The 18,587-nt window shown below is 61.1% G+C and carries 15 protein-coding genes; 6 read left to right on the top strand and 9 right to left on the bottom strand.

What is annotated here, in order from left to right; genetic code table 11:
• Window positions 1-29: 29 nt before the first annotated feature.
• From pstA to BW979_RS03875, 4 genes are all read right to left on the bottom strand, one after another.
• Window positions 30-1,700 carry a phosphate ABC transporter permease PstA gene (gene pstA / locus BW979_RS03890; protein ID WP_047226723.1) on the bottom strand — a complete coding sequence of 557 codons (1,671 nt, stop codon included), beginning with the start codon at window positions 1,698-1,700 and terminating at the stop codon, window positions 30-32.
• Window positions 1,701-1,715: 15 nt separating this feature from the next.
• A complete protein-coding gene (locus tag BW979_RS03885; RefSeq protein WP_172833810.1) occupies window positions 1,716-3,749 on the bottom strand; it encodes an ABC transporter permease subunit in 2,034 nt (677 codons plus the stop codon).
• 466 nt (window positions 3,750-4,215) lie between these two features.
• Window positions 4,216-5,214, bottom strand: a complete 999-nt coding sequence (locus BW979_RS03880; RefSeq protein WP_076383209.1) for a phosphate ABC transporter substrate-binding protein PstS family protein — start codon at window positions 5,212-5,214, stop codon at window positions 4,216-4,218.
• A 231-nt stretch (window positions 5,215-5,445) separates the two neighbouring features.
• On the bottom strand, window positions 5,446-6,744 hold the full coding sequence (locus BW979_RS03875) for an MFS transporter (RefSeq protein ID WP_047226720.1): 1,299 nt from the start codon (window positions 6,742-6,744) through the stop codon (window positions 5,446-5,448).
• A 362-nt stretch (window positions 6,745-7,106) separates the two neighbouring features.
• Here BW979_RS03875 and BW979_RS03870 point away from each other — a divergent pair, with 362 nt between their 5' ends.
• Window positions 7,107-7,511, top strand: a complete 405-nt coding sequence (locus BW979_RS03870; protein WP_003177184.1) for an acyl-CoA thioesterase — start codon at window positions 7,107-7,109, stop codon at window positions 7,509-7,511.
• A gap of 57 nt (window positions 7,512-7,568) precedes the next feature.
• Window positions 7,569-8,468 (top strand): D-hexose-6-phosphate mutarotase, encoded by a 900-nt coding sequence (locus BW979_RS03865; RefSeq protein WP_076383208.1) that lies wholly within the window; start codon window positions 7,569-7,571, stop codon window positions 8,466-8,468.
• A 135-nt stretch (window positions 8,469-8,603) separates the two neighbouring features.
• Here the strand turns inward: BW979_RS03865 and BW979_RS03860 are convergent, their stop codons facing one another.
• The 5 genes from BW979_RS03860 to BW979_RS03840 all read right to left on the bottom strand — a co-directional run bounded on the left by BW979_RS03860 (window position 8,604) and on the right by BW979_RS03840 (window position 12,419).
• Window positions 8,604-9,140, bottom strand: coding sequence for a DUF3299 domain-containing protein (locus BW979_RS03860; protein WP_076383207.1), 537 nt, complete (start codon window positions 9,138-9,140; stop codon window positions 8,604-8,606).
• An 87-nt stretch (window positions 9,141-9,227) separates the two neighbouring features.
• Window positions 9,228-9,473 (bottom strand): GlsB/YeaQ/YmgE family stress response membrane protein, encoded by a 246-nt coding sequence (locus BW979_RS03855; RefSeq protein WP_039593587.1) that lies wholly within the window; start codon window positions 9,471-9,473, stop codon window positions 9,228-9,230.
• 103 nt (window positions 9,474-9,576) lie between these two features.
• Complete coding sequence (locus BW979_RS03850) at window positions 9,577-10,662, bottom strand: 5-(carboxyamino)imidazole ribonucleotide synthase (RefSeq protein ID WP_047226717.1); 1,086 nt, start codon at window positions 10,660-10,662, stop codon at window positions 9,577-9,579.
• Between the two features lie 12 nt (window positions 10,663-10,674).
• A complete protein-coding gene (purE, locus tag BW979_RS03845) occupies window positions 10,675-11,166 on the bottom strand; it encodes a 5-(carboxyamino)imidazole ribonucleotide mutase (protein WP_003196369.1) in 492 nt (163 codons plus the stop codon).
• A 335-nt stretch (window positions 11,167-11,501) separates the two neighbouring features.
• Window positions 11,502-12,419, bottom strand: coding sequence for a LysR substrate-binding domain-containing protein (locus BW979_RS03840; protein WP_047226716.1), 918 nt, complete (start codon window positions 12,417-12,419; stop codon window positions 11,502-11,504).
• 181 nt (window positions 12,420-12,600) lie between these two features.
• Here BW979_RS03840 and aspA point away from each other — a divergent pair, with 181 nt between their 5' ends.
• The 4 genes from aspA (at window position 12,601) to BW979_RS03820 (ending at window position 18,278) form a co-directional block, all read left to right on the top strand.
• Entirely contained in the window at window positions 12,601-14,025 is a 1,425-nt protein-coding gene (gene aspA, locus BW979_RS03835) for an aspartate ammonia-lyase (RefSeq protein WP_025216214.1), read from the top strand.
• A 492-nt stretch (window positions 14,026-14,517) separates the two neighbouring features.
• Window positions 14,518-15,969, top strand: a complete 1,452-nt coding sequence (locus BW979_RS03830; protein WP_047226715.1) for an alanine/glycine:cation symporter family protein — start codon at window positions 14,518-14,520, stop codon at window positions 15,967-15,969.
• 129 nt (window positions 15,970-16,098) lie between these two features.
• On the top strand, window positions 16,099-17,103 hold the full coding sequence (locus BW979_RS03825; protein WP_076383206.1) for an asparaginase: 1,005 nt from the start codon (window positions 16,099-16,101) through the stop codon (window positions 17,101-17,103).
• Between the two features lie 182 nt (window positions 17,104-17,285).
• Window positions 17,286-18,278 (top strand): AraC family transcriptional regulator, encoded by a 993-nt coding sequence (locus BW979_RS03820; RefSeq protein WP_047226713.1) that lies wholly within the window; start codon window positions 17,286-17,288, stop codon window positions 18,276-18,278.
• The last annotated feature ends 309 nt before the right edge of the window (window positions 18,279-18,587 follow it).

Below are 18,587 nucleotides of genomic sequence, written 5' to 3'. Positions count from 1 at the left end.
GCTCGCTCCCACAAAAGATCAGTGTGAAATCAGCTATCGAGTGCTTTGTACTTCTCGCGCAGGTGGTTACGGATCCACACCGCCGACAGGTTGAGCGTGGCAATCACCAGCACCAGCAACAGCGCCGTGGCGTATACCAGCGGTCGCGCCGCTTCGACGTTCGGGCTCTGGAAGCCTACGTCATAGATGTGAAAGCCCAGGTGCATGATCTTCTGGTCCAGGTGCAAGTACGGGTAGTTGCCGTCCAGCGGCAGCGACGGGGCCAGTTTCACCACACCTACCAGCATCAATGGCGCCACTTCACCCGCGGCGCGAGCCACCGCGAGGATCATGCCGGTCATCATCGCCGGGCTCGCCATGGGCAGCACGATTTTCCACAATGTCTCAGCCTTGGTCGCGCCCAGGGCCAGGGAGCCTTCGCGCACAGTACGCGGGATACGCGCCAGGCCTTCTTCAGTGGCGACGATCACCACCGGCACCGCCAGCAGCGCCAGGGTCAGGGACGCCCAGAGCAGGCCCGGGGTACCGAATGTCGGTGCCGGCAGGGCTTCGGGGAAGAACAACCGGTCAACCGAACCACCTAACACATAAACGAAGAAGCCCAGGCCGAACACACCGTAGACGATGGCCGGTACGCCCGCCAGGTTGTTCACCGCGATGCGGATCAGGCGGGTCATCGGTCCCTGGCGAGCGTATTCGCGCAGGTACACCGCTGCCAGCACACCGAATGGCGTCACCACCATCGCCATGATCAGGGTCATCATGACGGTGCCGAAAATCGCCGGGAAGATCCCGCCTTCGGTGTTGGCTTCACGAGGATCGTCGCTGAGAAATTCCCAGACCTTGCTGAAATAGAAACCGATCTTGGTGAAAGTCCCCATGCCGTTCGGCTGGTAGGCATGCACCACTTTGCCGATCTCGATTTCCAGTTCTTTGCCATTGGCATCGCGGGCGGTCAGGCTGTCGCGGTTGAACTGCGAATGCAGGTCGCCCAGACGCGCTTCGATGTCTTTGTAGCGGGCATCGAGCTCGGCGCGGTCAGCGTCCAGGTCCGCTTGTGCAGCAGCGTCCAGCTTGCCTTCCAGCTCCAGCTTGCGGCCTTTGAGACGAATGCGCTCAAGCCCTGCGTTGATTGCGCCGATGTCGGATTTTTCCAGGGTCTTGAGCTCAGCCGCGAGTTTGTTGACCCGGGCCACGCGAGCTTGCAGTTCCGGCCAGGCCGCTTCGCCTTCGGCGATGACCTTGCCGTTCTCTTTGACGTTGACCAGGTAGCCGTAGAAATTACCCCACTCACGACGCTCGATGGCCATCAGCTCCGGCGGCGTGGTCTGGTTGGTCAGCCAGTCACCGACGATCCAGGTGAAATCCGTGCCGTTGAGGTCCCGGTTGCCGACCTTGATCAACTCGCGGGTCATGAACTCGGGGCCTTCGTCCGGCACCGGCAGGCCAGCGCTTTTCAGACGCTCGCGGGGCACTGATTCCTTCTGCACCACTTCGCCTACAACCAGATGCGCGGGCATGCCCGGCACGTTGTAGCTGGCGTGGATCAGGTCCGCCGGCCAGAAATGGCCCAGACCGCGCACGGCAATCACTGCCAGCAGGCCAATGGTCATGATGACCGCGATGGACACCGCACCACCGCTGATCCAGACGCCGGGGGCGCCGCTCTTGAACCATCCTTTCAGGGAGTTCTGTTTCACAGACTTCTACCTTTCTTAAAGCGACGAATATTTCTTGCGCAGACGCTGACGGATCAGCTCGGCGAGGGTGTTCATGATGAAGGTGAACAGCAGCAGCACCAGCGCCGACAGGAACAGCACGCGGTAATGGCTGCCGCCGACTTCCGACTCAGGCATTTCCACCGCCACGTTGGCCGCCAGGGTGCGCAGACCTTCGAACAGGTTCATTTCCATGACCGGCGTGTTACCGGTGGCCATCAGCACGATCATGGTTTCACCGACCGCACGGCCCATGCCGATCATCAGCGCCGAGAAGATGCCGGGGCTGGCGGTGAGAATCACCACGCGGGTCATGGTCTGCCACGGCGTGGCACCGAGGGCCAGCGAGCCCAGGGTCAGGCCACGCGGCACACTGAACACGGCGTCTTCAGCGATGGAGTAGATGTTCGGGATGACCGCGAAACCCATCGCCAGGCCGACTACCAGGGCGTTGCGCTGGTCGTAGGTGATGCCCAGATCATGGGAGATCCACATGCGCATGTCGCCACCGAAGAACCAGGCTTCCATGTACGGGCTCATGTACAGCGAGAGCCAGCCCACGAACAGGATCACCGGGATCAGCATCGCGCTTTCCCAGCCCTCTGGCACCTTCAGGCGCACGGACTCAGGCAAGCGGCTGAAGACGAAACCGGCCACCAGGATGCCAACGGGCAACAACATCAGCAGGCTGAAGATACCTGGCAGGTGCCCTTCGACGTAGGGCGCCAGGAACAGGCCGGCGAAGAAACCGAGGATCACCGTCGGCATCGCTTCCATCAGTTCGATCACCGGCTTGACCTTGCGGCGCATGCCCGGGGCCATGAAGTACGCGGTGTAGATCGCGGCAGCAATCGCCAGCGGCGCAGCCAGCAGCATCGCGTAGAACGCCGCTTTCAGGGTGCCGAAGGTCAGCGGCGAAAGGCTCATCTTGGGTTCGAAATCGGTGTTGGCCGCAGTCGATTGCCAGACGTATTTAGGCTCGTCGTAGTTTTCGTACCAGACCTTGCCCCACAACGCGCTCCACGAGACTTCCGGGTGCGGGTTATCCAGCAGCAACGGTTGCAACTTGCCGCCTTGCTCCACGATCAGACGGTTGGCCCGAGGTGACATGCCGAACAGGCCCTGGCCGTCGACCACCTGGTCCACCAGCAAGGTGCGGTGAGCGGTACTGTGGAACACGCCGAGTTTGCCGGAAGCGTCCAAGGCCACGAAACCTTTACGCCGTTCCTCGGCGGTGATCTCAACGATCGGCGCAGTGCCCATCTGGAACGTACGAATCTGTTTCAGGCGTTGCTCACCGTCCGCATCGCGGGCCATGAACCACTGAGCCAGGCCACCTGTGGAGTCACCAATGATCAGGGAAATCCCGCCTACCAATTGGGTGCTGGCGGTGACCTGGGCGTCGCCGTTCTCAAGCAGCTTGTAGCGACCGTTGAGGCTCTTTTCCCGCAGGCTGAACACATCGGCCTGGGCACGCCCGTTGACCACATACAGCCATTGCTGACGCGGGTCGACGAAGATGTTTTTGACCGGCTCGGTCATCTGCGGCAGATCGATACGCGTCTGCTCGCTGGTGACTTCACCGGTCATCATGTTTTCTTCGCTGGTGATCGACAGCACCTGCAGTTGCGCGCCCGTGGAACCGGCGAGCAACAGGGTCGAATCAGTGGCGTTGAGCGATACGTGCTCCAGCGGCGCGCCCTGCTCGTTGAGCACAATCGGCGTTTCGCCGTACGGGTACTCGATGGCCGGCGAAATGGTTTTCTTGCCGTCCGGATAGCTGACTTTATAGGTATGACGCACCACCAGTGCCTGGCCGTTGGACAGACCGATCACCACCAGCGGGCTGCCGGGTTGGTCTTCGCCGATGGAGGTCACGCTGGCACCCGCCGGCACCGGCAGGTCGACACGACGCAGCTCTGCTCCGGTATCGATGTCGAAGAACAGCGCCTGACCCTTGTCGGAGATCCGCATCGCCACCTGGTTCTGCTCTTCGATGGCGATCATCAGCGGTTTGCCGGCGTCCTGCATCCAGGCAGGAGTAATCGAGTCCTTGGAGGTCAGGTCCGCGCCCTGGAACAGCGGGAGGACCACATACGCCAGGAAGAAGAAAATCAAGGTAATCGCCGCCAGCACGGCGAGCCCGCCGACCAGAACGTACCAGCGGGTCAGGCGATCCTTGAGCGCGCGGATACGGCGCTTGCGTTGCAGTTCAGGCGTATTGAAGTCAATGCGCTTGGGAGGGGAAGTCGTAGTCATTGTGGAATTGGCCAGATCATTCATGCGCACACCCTAGCGATCCTGTATGACAGAAAGATGACAATGCAGTGACGCAACAAATCCGCCGCCCGTGAATACCGGCAGCGGACAGAAATTGGGGTGTGGGGGGCTTGCTCGGGATGGGGTCATCACATTCAAACCTCAATGTTGACTGACCTACCGCTATCGCGAGCTAGCTCGCCCCCACAAAAGCCCGGGTGTGGCCCGGGCTCAGGTGTTACTTCTTGGCGACGTTGCCGCCTTCGGACAGACCCAGGTCAGCCAGGGCCTTGGCGGCAACCTTGGCTGGCAGCGGGATGTAGCCGTCCTTGACCACAACTTCCTGACCTTGCTTGGACAGAACCAGCTTCAGGAACTCAGCTTCCAGCGGGGCCAGAGGCTTGTTCGGAGCCTTGTTGATGTAAACGTAGAGGAAACGCGACAGTGGGTACTTGCCGTTCAGGGTGTTTTCTTCGGTGTCTTCGATGAACTCGCCGCCTTCTTTCTTGGCAAGAGCAACGGTTTTCACGCTGGCGGTTTTGTAGCCGATGCCCGAGTAGCCAACGCCGTTGAGCGAGCTGCTGATGGACTGTACAACCGACGCCGAACCAGGCTGTTCATTGACGTTGGACTTGTAGTCGCCTTTGCACAGGGCTTCTTCTTTGAAGTAGCCGTAGGTGCCGGATACCGAGTTACGACCGAACAGCTGGATTGGCTTGTTGGCCAGGTCACCGGTCACGCCCAGGTCACCCCAGGTCTTGACGTCAGCCTTGGCGCCGCACAGGCGAGTCGACGAGAAAATTGCATCGACCTGAGCCATGGTCAGGCCTTTGATCGGGTTGTCCTTGTGTACGAACACCGCCAGGGCGTCCACGGCCACTGGAACAGCAGTAGGCTTGTAACCGTATTTGGTTTCGAAGGCCTGCAGCTCGTTGTCCTTCATCTTGCGGCTCATCGGGCCCAGGTTGGAGGTGCCTTCGGTCAGAGCAGGTGGCGCAGTGGAAGAACCGGCGGCCTGAATCTGGATATTTACGTTCGGGTATTCTTTCTTGTAGTTCTCGGCCCACAGGGTCATCAGGTTGGCCAGAGTATCGGAGCCGACGCTGGACAGGTTGCCCGACACACCGGTGGTCTTGGTGTAGCTCGGGATGGCTGGGTCGACAGCGGCAACCGCGTGGGCGGTCGCAACGCCAGCGGCGACAAAGGTCATTGCCGTCATCAAACGCTTCAGTTTCATGCCTTACTCCTAGCAGATAGGTGTGTTAAGTCGGCCAAGTATCGGTAAGCCGTGTGAACACTCTATGGCTGAAATATGACAATTGGATGAAAGGCCATTATTGAGATTTAAAAGACGATCGCGCAGGCCCAATCGCGAGCAGGCTCGCTCCCACAGGGGATGTGCGGTGAACACAGAATCCAATGTGGGAGCGAGCCTGCTCGCGATGAAGTCAATACAGTCAATAACTGCTTAACGACCTTCCTTCCAGAGATACGCCCCCACCGCAATCCCGATACCGCAGATAACCGCCACGTAATAGGCCGGCCCCATCGGGCTTTCCTTGAGCAGCAGGGTGACGATCATCGGGGTCAGGCCGCCGAAGATTGCATAGGCCAGGTTGTAGGAGAACGACAGGCCGCTGAAGCGCACCACGGCCGGGAACGCCTTGACCATGACATAGGGCACCGCGCCGATGGTGCCCACCAACAGCCCGCTCAGGGCATAGAGCGGAAAGAGCCAGTCGGGGTGGTTGAACAGGCTGTGGTAGAAGGTCCAGGAGGTGATCAACAGCAACGCGCTGCCGAACACGAACACTCGCCCGGCACCGAAGCGGTCGGCCAGCACGCCCGAGCCGATGCAGCCAAAGCTCAGGAATACGATCGCCAGGCTGTTGGCCTGCAACGCGGTGGTCGGGCTGAAGTGATACACCGTTTGCAGCACGGTCGGGGTCATCAGGATGATCACGATGATGCCGGCCGACAGCAGCCAGGTCAGCAACATCGAAAGGGCAATGGCGCCACGATGATCACGCAGCACCGCTCGCAGCGGTACTTCCGCAGCCAGGGCCTTGCGCAGTTGCAGCTCGGCGAATATCGGGGTTTCGTGCAGCCAACGGCGCAGGTACACCGAGAACAGGCCGAACACACCCCCCATCAGGAACGGAATCCGCCAGGCGTAATCCGCGACCTCCACCGGCGTATAGATGCTGTTGATGGCCGTGGCCACCAGCGAACCCAGCAAAATCCCCACGGTCAGGCCACACGTCAGCGTGCCGCAGGCGTAGCCGATGTGGCGCGCCGGAACGTGCTCGGAAACGAACACCCAGGCTCCCGGCACCTCACCACCAATGGCCGCGCCCTGGATCACGCGCATCAGCAACAGCAGAATCGGCGCCCACATGCCTATCTGGGCATAGGTCGGCAGCAACCCCATGATGAGGGTCGGCACGGCCATCATGAAAATGCTCAAGGTGAACATTTTCTTGCGTCCCAGCAGGTCACCGAAGTGAGCCATGATGATCCCGCCCAGCGGCCGGGCCAGATAACCGGCGGCAAAAATGCCGAACGTCTGCATCAAGCGCAGCCACTCAGGCATTTCGGCGGGGAAGAACAATTTGCCAACCACGGTGGCGAAGAACACGAAAATGATGAAATCGTAGAACTCCAGCGCACCGCCCAAGGCAGAAAGCGACAGGGTCTTGTAATCGTTACGGGTCAACGGACGAGCCGATTGAACGGGTGTCGCCGTGCTCGAAGGCGCAGTGGTCATGGCAAGGGCTTCTCTTATAGTCAGTTCTGCAACCCCGGACAACGGTGGGCAGGCTCGGCACGATAGCAAATTGTTCAAAAAAGCACATAGAGGTGCGTAATTGACAGTCAAAATCGGAACCGGGTGGTCGTCTCGACGTCTATCGCTCGATATACTCGCAACCTTGCAACACTCTGTAAGGGGTTGCTGTGCGAAAACGTCGTTGGCGGCGTAGTAACCTGCCAGCCGGTTTCGCAGAGTTTCCCTTTGGCACGCCTTTACGAAAAACGTGACGAACGCATGTTCGGGCTGAATCGTTTTTTTCAAAGACGGCTATTCACCTGATACATAAGACAGAGTTACGGGTCAGAGGCACCCCCGGCATGATAGAGCTCGAACAGGAAGATCCAATCCCGCAAGGCGACCTGGCCCTGCAAATCACCGCGCTTCCCCGCGAAACCAACGGCTTTGGCGATATTTTCGGCGGCTGGCTGGTTTCCCAGATGGACTTGGCCGGCACGGCCATGGCCAGCAAAGTGGCCGGTGGACGCGTGGCCACCGTGGCGATCGACCGCATGGCATTTCTGGTGCCGGTGGCCGTGGGTGCCCAGCTGTCTTTTTATACCCAGGCGCTGGAGATCGGCCGCAGTTCGATCCAGATGATGGTCGAGGTCTGGAGTGACGATCCGCTGTCCAGCGAATGGCGCAAGGTCACCGAGGCGGTGTTTGTGTTCGTCGCCATCGATGGCAGTGGCCGTACCCGCTCGGTTCCGCCGCGCGCCCGTTAAACACGGGGGCCGTTTTGCGGTCCATTGCAGTTCATGTTCCTGAGCGAGACTTGCAGTATGCCTACGCCCCATGTCGAAGCCGTCAAACTGGATGAACTGAACGGCTGGCGCATCCGCCACGGTCAGGCCGAGTTGCTGGTGGCCCAGCAAGGCGCGCACATCCTCAGCTATCAGGTCGACGGCCAGCCGCCGCTGATCTGGCTCAACGACCAGGCAACGTTCAAGGCGGGCAAGAGCATCCGTGCCGGGGTGCCGGTGTGCTGGCCGTGGTTCGGTAACCTGACGCGCAACCCCGACAGCGTGCAGGCCATGCGCGTGAGCAACGATCCGGCCACCGCTCACGGCCTGGTGCGGGCCATGGATTGGGAGCTCAAGGGCATCGAAGCCCAGGGCGAGAGCCTGAAAGTGGAATTCGTGCTGCCCTACCCCGAAAACGGCCTCTCGGGCTGGCCCCATCAGGTGGACCTGACGCTGACTATCGTGATGGACGAGCAGTTGCACATCCACCTCACCAGCCATAACCGCGGCAGCGAAACCGTCAGCCTGAGCCAGGCGCTGCACAGTTACTTCGCTGTCAGTGACGTGCGCAACGTGCATGTCAAAGGCGTGGATGGCTTGCGTTATATCGAAACACTGGACGACTGGAATACCGTGACCCAGGCCGGCGACCTGCACTTTGCCGGCGAGACTGATCGCATCTATCTCGATACCCCTGCGAAGCTGAGCATCGTTGACCCGCACTGGGAACGACGCATCGAACTGACCAGCAGCGGTTCACGCTCGGCGGTGATCTGGAACCCCTGGACCGAACGCGCCAAGGCCTTCAGCGACATGGCCGACGATGGCTGGCAGCGCATGCTGTGTATCGAGACGGCGAATGTGATGGACGATGTGGTAACGCTGTTGCCGCAGGCCAGTCATACCCTCGGGGTGAGCATCGGTAGCAAGCCGCTCTAAGCCACACCACAAAAACCATTGTGGGAGCGAGCCTGCTCTCGATAGCGGACTGACCGTCAATATCGTTGAGACTGACCCACCGCTTCGCGAGCAGGCTCGCTCCCACATTGGGATTTGTATCAGGCCAGCCGGCCGTTACAGATCCGCCTCCTGCACCACCCTCACCTTTTCCGCTTCCAGCGCGTACGCCGCACTGGCCAGGTCGTTGTCGACCTTTTCGATCTTCAGCGTGCCGGTCACCCAGAGCGGTGTGTAGATGTCGTCCAGCTTCAAACCCTTGGGATAGCGCACCAGCACCAGTTGATTGGGCGGTGGTGGCGGGACGTGAATGCAGGCGCCGGGGTAAGGCACCAGGAAGAACAGCGTGCTGCGGCCCTTGGCGTCGGACTCCAGCGGCACCGGGTAGCCGCCCAGGCGGATATGCCGGTCGTTCATCGACGCCACGGTCTTGCTCGAATACATCACCGCCGGTAAGCCCTTGCTTTGTTTCAAGCCACCTTTTTCGGTGAAGGTGCCGCTGGCTTCGGGGGTGTTGTGGTCAATCTCGGGCATGGCCTCGAGGGCTTTCTGGTCCGACTTGGGCATCAGTTCGAGCCAGTCGGTTTCCGGCAGTTCGGCGGCGTGGGCCAGGCCGCTGCCCAGCAGAAGGAGGGTCAAGACTAAACGGCGCATGAATGGGCTCGGCAATAAGTAGGAAGTACGACGCCGGGCATTCTAGCCCTCCCTGCGCGCCAACGCAGAGGGGGCTTTGTCACAGAATCAGTTTCTTTTGATCAGACCGTAGATCACCAGCAACACCACCGCGCCCACCAGGGCACCGATGAAACCGGCGCCTTCGCCAGCCTGGTAGATGCCCAGGGCCTGGCCGCCGTAAGTGGCTGCCAACGAACCGCCGATACCGAGCAGGATGGTCATGATCCAGCCCATGCTGTCATCGCCCGGTTTCAGGAAGCGCGCCAGCAGGCCCACGATCAAGCCGATAAAGATGGTTCCAATGATTCCCATGGCATTTCCCTCTGAGGTAAGTCGCTAGACCAAAGCCCGTTCGGGCTTTGGCACCTAGCCATCAGAGAAGTTAGCCGACCAATGGTTCCACCGACACTGAAGACTATTGTTCGGCGATCAGTGTCTCGACCTTGATGATCTGCTGGGCCAGCGTGGCCCGGTCAGCGCAGCGCAGGTTGGCGTGACCGACCTTGCGCCCGGCCTTGAACGCCTTGCCATAGTGATGCAGGTGGCAATCGGCAATCGCCAGGACTTTCTCGCTGTCCGGCACCTTGCCGATGAAGTTGAGCATCGCGCTTTCGCCGACTTTGGCGGTCGAGCCCAGCGGCAGCCCGGCCACCGCCCGCAGGTGGTTTTCAAACTGGCTGCATTCGGCGCCTTCGGTGGTCCAGTGCCCGGAGTTGTGCACGCGCGGGGCGATTTCATTGGCCTTGAGGCCGCCGTCCACTTCAAAGAACTCGAACGCCATCACGCCGACATAGTCCAGTTGCTTGAGCACACGGCTGGAGTAGTCCTCGGCCAGGGCCTGCAGCGGATGATCGGTGCTGGCAACGGACAGCTTGAGAATGCCGTCCTTGTGGGTGTTGTGCACCAGCGGATAGAAACGGATTTCCCCGTCGCGAGCCCGCACGGCGATCAACGAGACTTCCCCGGTGAACGGTACAAAACCTTCCAGCAGGCAGGCCACGCTGCCCAGCTCGGCGAACGTGCCGGCCACATCCTCAGGATTGCGCAGGACTTTCTGGCCCTTGCCGTCGTAGCCCAGGGTGCGAGTCTTGAGGACGGCCGGCAGGCCGATGGAAGCAACGGCGGCTTCCAGGTCGGCCTGGGATTGGATGTCGGCGAACGCAGGTGTAGGGATGCCCAGGTCCTTGAACATGTTCTTTTCGAACCAGCGGTCGCGGGCGATGCGCAAGGCTTCGGCACTCGGGTAGACCGGGACGAACTGGGACAGGAAGGCAACGGTTTCGGCCGGGACGCTCTCGAACTCGAAGGTCACCAGATCGACTTCATCGGCCAGTTGGCGCAGATGGTCCTGATCACCGTAGTCGGCCCGCAGATGTTCACCCAGCGCGCTGGCGCAGGCGTCCGGCGCCGGATCGAGGAAAGCGAAGTTCATTCCCAGCGGCGTTCCCGCCAGGGCCAACATGCGACCCAACTGGCCGCCACCGATTACACCGATCTTCATTCGTCAACCACCTCAGGCAATGCGTGGGTCTGGATTGTCCAGGACGCTGTCTGTCTGCTCAGCACGGAATTTTTTCAGCACGGTATGAAATTGTGGGTGCTTGGCGCCCAGGATGCTCGCCGACAGCAGGGCCGCGTTGATCGCACCGGCCTTGCCGATGGCCAGGGTCGCGACCGGAATGCCGGCCGGCATCTGCACGATCGACAGCAGCGAATCGACGCCCGAGAGCATCGACGACTGCACCGGCACGCCCAGCACCGGCAGGTGAGTCTTGGCCGCACACATGCCTGGCAGGTGGGCCGCGCCACCGGCACCGGCGATGATCACCTCGATGCCACGCGCCTCAGCCTCTTCGGCGTACTGGAACAGCAGGTCCGGGGTGCGGTGGGCGGAGACCACTTTCACCTCGTAAGGGATGCCGAGCTTTTCCAGCATATCGGCGGTGTGGCTAAGGGTGGACCAATCGGACTTGGAGCCCATGATCACGCCAACCAGTGCACTCATCGTCGTGCCTCTTCTCTCTGGGCGCCCGCAGGCGCGTCAAAAAACAACAAGCCACGCAGGAAACCGGCGTGGCTTGTTGTACGAATTATGGCCGATCTGGACCGGCCGAAGGCCGCGCAGTATACCTCAATGAAATAGATAAACAGCCCCTGTCGCGACCATCTGTCATTTGTGGTTAAACGGCGGTTTTATTGACTCTCAGGTCAGCGAAAAAGCACCACAATGCCCCTGTGGGAACGAGCCTGCTCGCGATAGCGGACTGACATTTAACATCATCGTTGCCTGACACACCGCTATCGCGAGCAAGCTCGCTCCGACAGAAGATCTTCGTGGTATCAGGTGCCAGTCACGCCTTGCGCCGCGCCGCCCTCGAGCTTGCGCCACAACAAGCGCACGTTGGCCTTGCGCACCAGCGCGCAGCGATACAGGCGGATTTCCAGGGGCACGTGCCATTGCGCGCCGCCGCAGACCACCAGTTCGCCCCGGGCCAGTTCGGCACGCACGCTCAGTTGTGGCACCCAGGCGATACCCAGGCCCTCCAGCGCCATGCTTTTGAGGCTGTCGGCCATGGCCGTTTCGTAAACCGTGGTGAAACGCAGGGCCCGCTGGCGCAGCAACTGGTTCACCGAGCGTCCGAGAAATGCACCGGCGCTGTAGGCCAGCAAGGGCACGCTGGCCTCGCCTTCAAGATCGAACAGCGGTTTGCCCTCAGCATCGGCGGCACACACCGGCAGCATTTCGGTCTGGCCCAAGTGCAGCGAGGGGAAAATCTCCGGGTCCATTTGCATGGCCGAATCCGGGTCATAGAAGGCCAGCATCAGATCGCAACCCCCTTCACGCAACGCATGCACGGCGTCGCCGACGTTGGTCGCCACCAGCCGCGTGGCGATGTTCAAGCCTTCGTTGCGCAGTTGTGCGATCCAGCGCGGGAAGAAGCCCAGCGCCAGGGAGTGCGCGGCCGCCACTTGCATCACTTCGCCCTGCCCGCCTTCCAGATGGTGCAGATGACGCAGCACTTCACCCAGTTGCTCGACCACGGTGCGCGCCGTCACCAGGAACAACTGCCCCGCCGCTGTCAGTTCGATCGGTGTGCGAGAGCGGTTGACCAGGGTCAGCCCCAGCGCCGCTTCGAGGCTGCGGATGCGTCGGCTGAAGGCCGGTTGCGTCACGAAGCGCCGTTCGGCCGCCTGGGAAAAACTGCGAGTCGCGGCCAGGGCACTGAAGTCCTCGAGCCATTTGCTTTCTAGATTCATCACGTCCTCCCAAGGCACGCACCAAAACAGGTCACACGCTCGCCGTACCGTCGGCGTCACACCCGCATTATGCCGAATGTGCATAGGCCAGTGTTTAACAGCATTGGCCCTAATTTTTCTGAAAGCCTAGGATTCACAGCGTTCCGGCTCAGACCGGGTCCTTATCGAGATGATTTCTATCATGTCTTCCGCTGCATCATTCCGCACAGAAAAAGACCTGCTTGGCGTACTTGAAGTACCGGCGCAAGCGTATTACGGCATCCAGACCCTGCGAGCGGTGAACAACTTCCGTCTCTCCGGCGTCCCGATCTCGCATTACCCCAAGCTGGTGGTCGGTCTGGCAATGGTCAAACAGGCCGCCGCTGATGCCAACCGCGAGCTGGGCCAACTCAGCGAAGCCAAGCACGCCGCTATCAGCGAAGCCTGTGCAAGACTGATCCGCGGCGATTTCCACGAAGAGTTCGTGGTGGACATGATCCAGGGCGGCGCTGGCACTTCAACCAACATGAATGCCAACGAAGTCATCGCCAACATTGCGTTGGAGGCCATGGGCCACAACAAAGGCGAATACCAGTACCTGCACCCCAACAACGACGTGAACATGGCGCAGTCCACCAACGACGCCTATCCGACCGCGATTCGCCTGGGTCTGCTGTTGGGTCACGACGCGTTGCTGGCCAGCCTCGACAGCCTGATCCAAGCCTTTGCCGCCAAGGGTGAAGAGTTCAGCCACGTCCTGAAAATGGGCCGCACCCAACTGCAGGACGCTGTGCCGATGACCCTCGGCCAGGAATTCCGCGCCTTCGCCACCACCCTGAGCGAAGACCTGGCACGCCTCAAAACCCTGGCGCCTGAACTGCTCACCGAAGTAAACCTGGGCGGCACCGCCATCGGCACCGGCATCAACGCCGATCCGCGCTATCAGGCCCTGGCCGTACAGCGCCTGGCAACCATCAGCGGCCAGCCGCTGGTACCGGCCGCCGACCTGATCGAAGCCACGTCCGACATGGGTGCCTTCGTACTGTTCTCCGGCATGCTCAAGCGCACCGCGGTCAAGCTGTCGAAGATTTGCAACGACCTGCGCCTGCTGTCCAGCGGTCCTCGCACCGGCATCAACGAGATCAACCTGCCGGCTCGCCAGCCAGGCAGCTCGATCATGCCGGGCAAGGTCAACCCGGTGATCCCCGAAGCGGTCAACCAGGTAGCGTTCCAGATCATCGGCAACGACCTGGCCCTGACCATCGCGGCCGAAGGCGGGCAACTGCAATTGAACGTGATGGAGCCGTTGATCGCCTTCAAGATCTTCGACTCGATCCGCCTGCTGCAACGGGCCATGGACATGCTGCGCGAACACTGCATCGTCGGCATCACCGCCAACGAAGCGCGCTGCCGCGAACTGGTCGAGCACTCGATCGGCCTGGTCACCGCCCTGAACCCGTACATCGGCTATGAAAATGCCACCCGTATCGCCCGTGTTGCGCTGGAAAGCGGCCGCGGCGTACTGGAACTGGTGCGCGAAGAAGGCTTGCTCGACGACGCCATGCTCGACGACATCCTGCGCCCCGAAAACATGATTGCTCCGCGTCTCGTCCCGCTGAAGGCGTGATCGACGCAATGACTGCTCACCAGGTCGAGGGACTAGACACCTCTCACCTTTTGAGGGCTTGGGGATTTATTCCCCAAGCCCTTTTTTTTAACTGATAGCTACAAACGATTAGAGAACCTGTAGGAGCGAGCCTGCTCGCGATAAACGATGACGCGCTGCCGTTTGAAAAAACCGCGTCGCCAGCCATCGCGAGCAGGCTCGCCCCCGCAAGAACCTGACCGCGAGGCCAGGTGATTCAAAGGTCCGTTTCGTCGCACGCACCACAATCGTGCAGACGGGCGCCGCACTGGTAGGTATAGTGCCGCCCCTCTTCGCGTGAGCGGTCGTCAGAAACGAGACCCCCAACACATGCGAAAACCGAACTAATAACAAACCCGCAATCTGGACCGGGACGGAACATCGCCTCACCTGTCGTGCCGCGCACCGACCGATGTAACACGATGTTTCCAAATGGCCAGCATTTGCTTAAACAAAAAACAGCGAGGAATACTCATGCTCGAAGTCATCAACGACTTCCTCTCAGGGAAAGTGCTGATCGTGCTCATTGTCGGGCTCGGTAGCTACTTCACGATCCGCTCGCGTTTCGTCCAGTTCCGTCATTTCTTTCACATGTTCGCGGTGTTCCGTGACAGCCTCAAAAGCAGCGCCGGTCAGCTCAGTTCCTTTCAGGCCCTGATGCTCAGCCTGGCCGGTCGTGTCGGCGCGGGCAACATCGCCGGTGTCGGCATCGCCGTCACCCTCGGCGGGCCCGGCGCGGTGTTCTGGATGTGGGTGACCGCGCTGGTCGGCATGTCCAGCAGCTTCTTCGAATGTTCCCTCGGCCAGCTCTACAAGCGCTGCGACGCCGAAGGCCAATTCCGTGGTGGCCCGTCCTATTACATCCAGCACGGCCTGCAGAAGCGCTGGCTGGGCATGATCATGGCGTTCCTGCTGCTGATCACCTTCGGCTTCGCCTTCAACGGCCTGCAGGCCCATGCCGTGACTCACTCGCTGAACAACGCTTTCGGTTTCGACACCACCTACACAGGCATTGGCCTGGCGGTGCTGTTGGGCCTGGTGTTCATCGGTGGGATCAAGCGCATCGCCAAGGTTGCTGATCTGCTGGTGCCGGTCAAAACCCTGGCGTATATCGGCGTCACCCTCTACGTGATCGTGCTGCAGTTCGATCAGGTGCCGGCCATGCTGACCACCATCGTCAAAAGCGCCTTCGGCCTTGACCAGGCCTTTGGCGGCCTGATCGGCAGCGCCATTGTCATGGGCGTCAAGCGTGGCGTGTTCGCCAACGAAGCGGGCCTGGGCAGTGCGCCAAACGTCGCCGCCGTGGCCTCGGTCGAGCACCCGGTGGCTCAGGGTGTGATTCAGGCGTTCAGCGTGTTCCTCGACACCTTTCTGATCTGCACCTGCACCGCGCTGCTGATCCTGCTGTCGGGCTTCTACACCCCGGGCTTCGAAGGTGACGGTATTGCCCTGACCCAAAACTCCCTCGCCGCCGTGGTGGGTGACTGGGGGCGGGTATTCATCTCTGTGGCCCTGTCGTTGTTCGTGTTCACCTCGATCCTCTACAACTACTACCTGGGCGAGAACAACCTGCGCTTCATGGTCGGCGAAAACCGCAAGGTGCTGATCGGCTACCGCACCCTGGTACTGGTGTTGATCTTCTGGGGTGCCATCGAAAACCTCGGCACCGTGTTCGCCTTCGCCGACATCACCATGACCCTGCTGGCGTTCGTGAACCTGATCGCGTTGTTCCTGCTGTTCAAGGTCGGCATGCGCATCCTGCGTGACTACGATGACCAGCGTTCGGCCGGCATCAAGGTTCCGGTTTTCGATTCAAGCAAGTTCCCGGACCTGGATCTGGACCGCAAGGCCTGGCCAGCCAACCCTTCGGCACCGGTAGCCGCGCCTGGAAAGGCTTCGGCAGGCGTGGCCGCCGCGCAACGCTGATCGGTAGGCTGTTGGAAAAACCGGGCGCACCCTCTGCGCCCGGCGTGACACAGCGTAAGGTCGGCGTCATGCTCGACCTTATGTTGTGACAGCCCGATGAGCTGTCGCTTTCGTCCTCGGAGAACACCCATGAATTTCTCGACCTACCCTGCCGCCCAGCACGTCATGGTGCTCTACACCGGTGGCACCATCGGCATGCAGGCCAGCGCCCATGGCCTGGCCCCGGCATCCGGTTTCGAAGCACGGATGCGCGATTACCTGCACAGCCAACCCGAACTCGTCATCCCGCAATGGCGTTTCCGGGAAATGTCGCCGCTGATCGACAGCGCCAACATGACCCCGGCCTACTGGCAGCAACTGCGCGAAGCAGTGGTCGACGCCGTGGATGTGCAAGGCTGCGACAGCGTATTGATCCTGCACGGCACCGATACGCTGGCCTACAGCGCGGCCGCCATGAGCTTCCAGTTACTCGGCCTGCATGCGCGGGTGTGTTTCACCGGCTCCATGTTGCCCGCCGGCGTGACCGACAGCGATGCCTGGGAAAACCTCAGTGGCGCGTTGGTTGCCCTCGGCCAGGGTCTGGCGCCGGGTGTGCATCTGTATTTCCACGGCGAGCTGTTGGCCCCGACCCGTTGCGCCAAGGTGCGCAGCTTCGGTCGCCATCCGTTCAAACGCCTGGAGCGTCAGGGCGGTGGCATCAAGGCAACCTCGCTGCCGGCACAGCTCAATTACGACCAGCCCAAGCAACTGGCGAACGTCGCGGCGCTGCCGCTGTTTCCCGGCATCAGCGCCGAAATTCTCGATGGCCTGCTGGGCAGCGGCATCCAGGGCCTGGTGCTGGAATGCTACGGCAGCGGCACCGGCCCGAGCGACGACCCGGCCTTCCTCGCCAGCCTCGAGCGGGCGCGGGACAGCGGCGTGGTCGTGGTGGCAGTGACCCAATGCCATGAAGGTGGCGTCGAGCTGGACGTGTACGAGGCCGGCAGTCGCTTGCGTGGCGTCGGCGTGCTGTCCGGTGGCGGCATGACCCGTGAGGCGGCATTCGGCAAGTTGCAGGCGTTGATTGGCGCTGGGCTGCCGGTGGATGAGGTTCGGCGGCTGGTTGAGCTGGATCTGTGTGGCGAGTTGAGCTGACACCCGGCAAAACCTGTGGGAGCGAGCTTGCTCGCGATGGCTGACTTTCATTCAGCATCAATATTGAATGTTCCACCGCTATCGCGAGCAAGCTCGCTCCCACAGGGGTTCGCTCAAGCCTGGCAATCTTCGTTCGGCATACAACTTGCTCCATTTCCAGCCTCCCCCGGCCGGAAACGAACATGCTTCACTCCCACCTCACCACACTCAACGCCGTCTCCCTGGTACTCAATACCTTCAAGCACGAAGGCCTGCCCAGTGATGCATTGCTGACCGGCAGCGGCATCAGCGCGGCGGATCTGAGCCGGGCCGACACGCGCATCACCACCAATCAGGAGATGCAGGTCTGCGCCAATGCCGTGGCCCTCAAGCGCGACATCGGCCTGGAACTGGGCTTGCGCATGCACGTGTCGTCCTACGGGATGCTGGGGTATGCCCTGCTCAGCAGTGCCACTTTGGGTGACGCTTTGCGTTTGGCGCTGCGCTATCCGGCGCTATTGGGAACACTCTTCGACCTGCATCTGGAAGAAGGCCATGAAACGGTCTGGCTCAGCGCCAGCGATTATCGGGAGAACCCGGCCCTGGCGGTGTTCAACGCCGAGTTCTGCATGGTTTCGCTCAAAGTCATCTGCAACGACCTGCTCGGCCAGACGCTGCCCCTGCGCGCGGCGCGCTTCGAACATTCGGCGCCCGATTACCAGGCGCGCTACGCAGCGCTTTTCGACTGCCCGGTGCGTTTCGACAGCATCGATAACGCGTTCGCCTTCGACCGTCACTGGCTGGAACAACCGCTGCCCCTGGCCGACCCCATCACCCACCACGCCATGGCCGAACGCTGCCGTCGGCAGAACACCGAGTTCACCGGTCGCCAGGCCTGGCTGGGGCGGATTCGCCAACTGCTCAGTGCACAATTGAACGCCGCTCCTGGCCTGGAAGGCTTGGCAGAACAAATGAACTGCTCGTCGCGCACCTTGCGTCGTCACCTCAAAAATATGGGCTGCAGCTATCAAGAACTGCTCGACGAACTGCGCTTCGAACGGGCCAAGCAGATGCTGTGCGAGGATAAATTGCCGATCTATCAGATTGCCGAAATGCTCGGCTTCAGCGAAACCGCCAGTTTTCGACATGCCTTTGTGCGCTGGAGTGGGGTGGCGCCGAGTCAGTTCAGGTCCTGAGCTTTCGTTAATCGCCGCTTTCACGCACAACACCTAACCCTGTGGGAGCAAGGCTTGCCCGCGATGGCGTCCGCTCAGACACATCCGGCGTCCTAAAGGCTGACGCCAGGTAGACCGCAACAACCGGTCTACGACGGCTGCGCCGCCGAGCGGGAGCAAGCTCCCTCGCCACGAATCGCAGAGCGACACGAAGCTCTGTTTACCCACCCGCCGTCACACTTCCACCACCCCACGCAACCCTGCGCAGTTGCCTACAACTACGCCAGAATCCGCCTGCTTGTGCGCCTTGCCCTCACCACCTATCGTCTC

Source organism: Pseudomonas sp. A214, from assembly GCF_900156295.1.
Lineage (GTDB): Bacteria > Pseudomonadota > Gammaproteobacteria > Pseudomonadales > Pseudomonadaceae > Aquipseudomonas > Aquipseudomonas rhizophila.
Note: the sequence above shows the minus strand (reverse complement) of the source record. Positions and strands in the feature narration are given on the sequence as shown.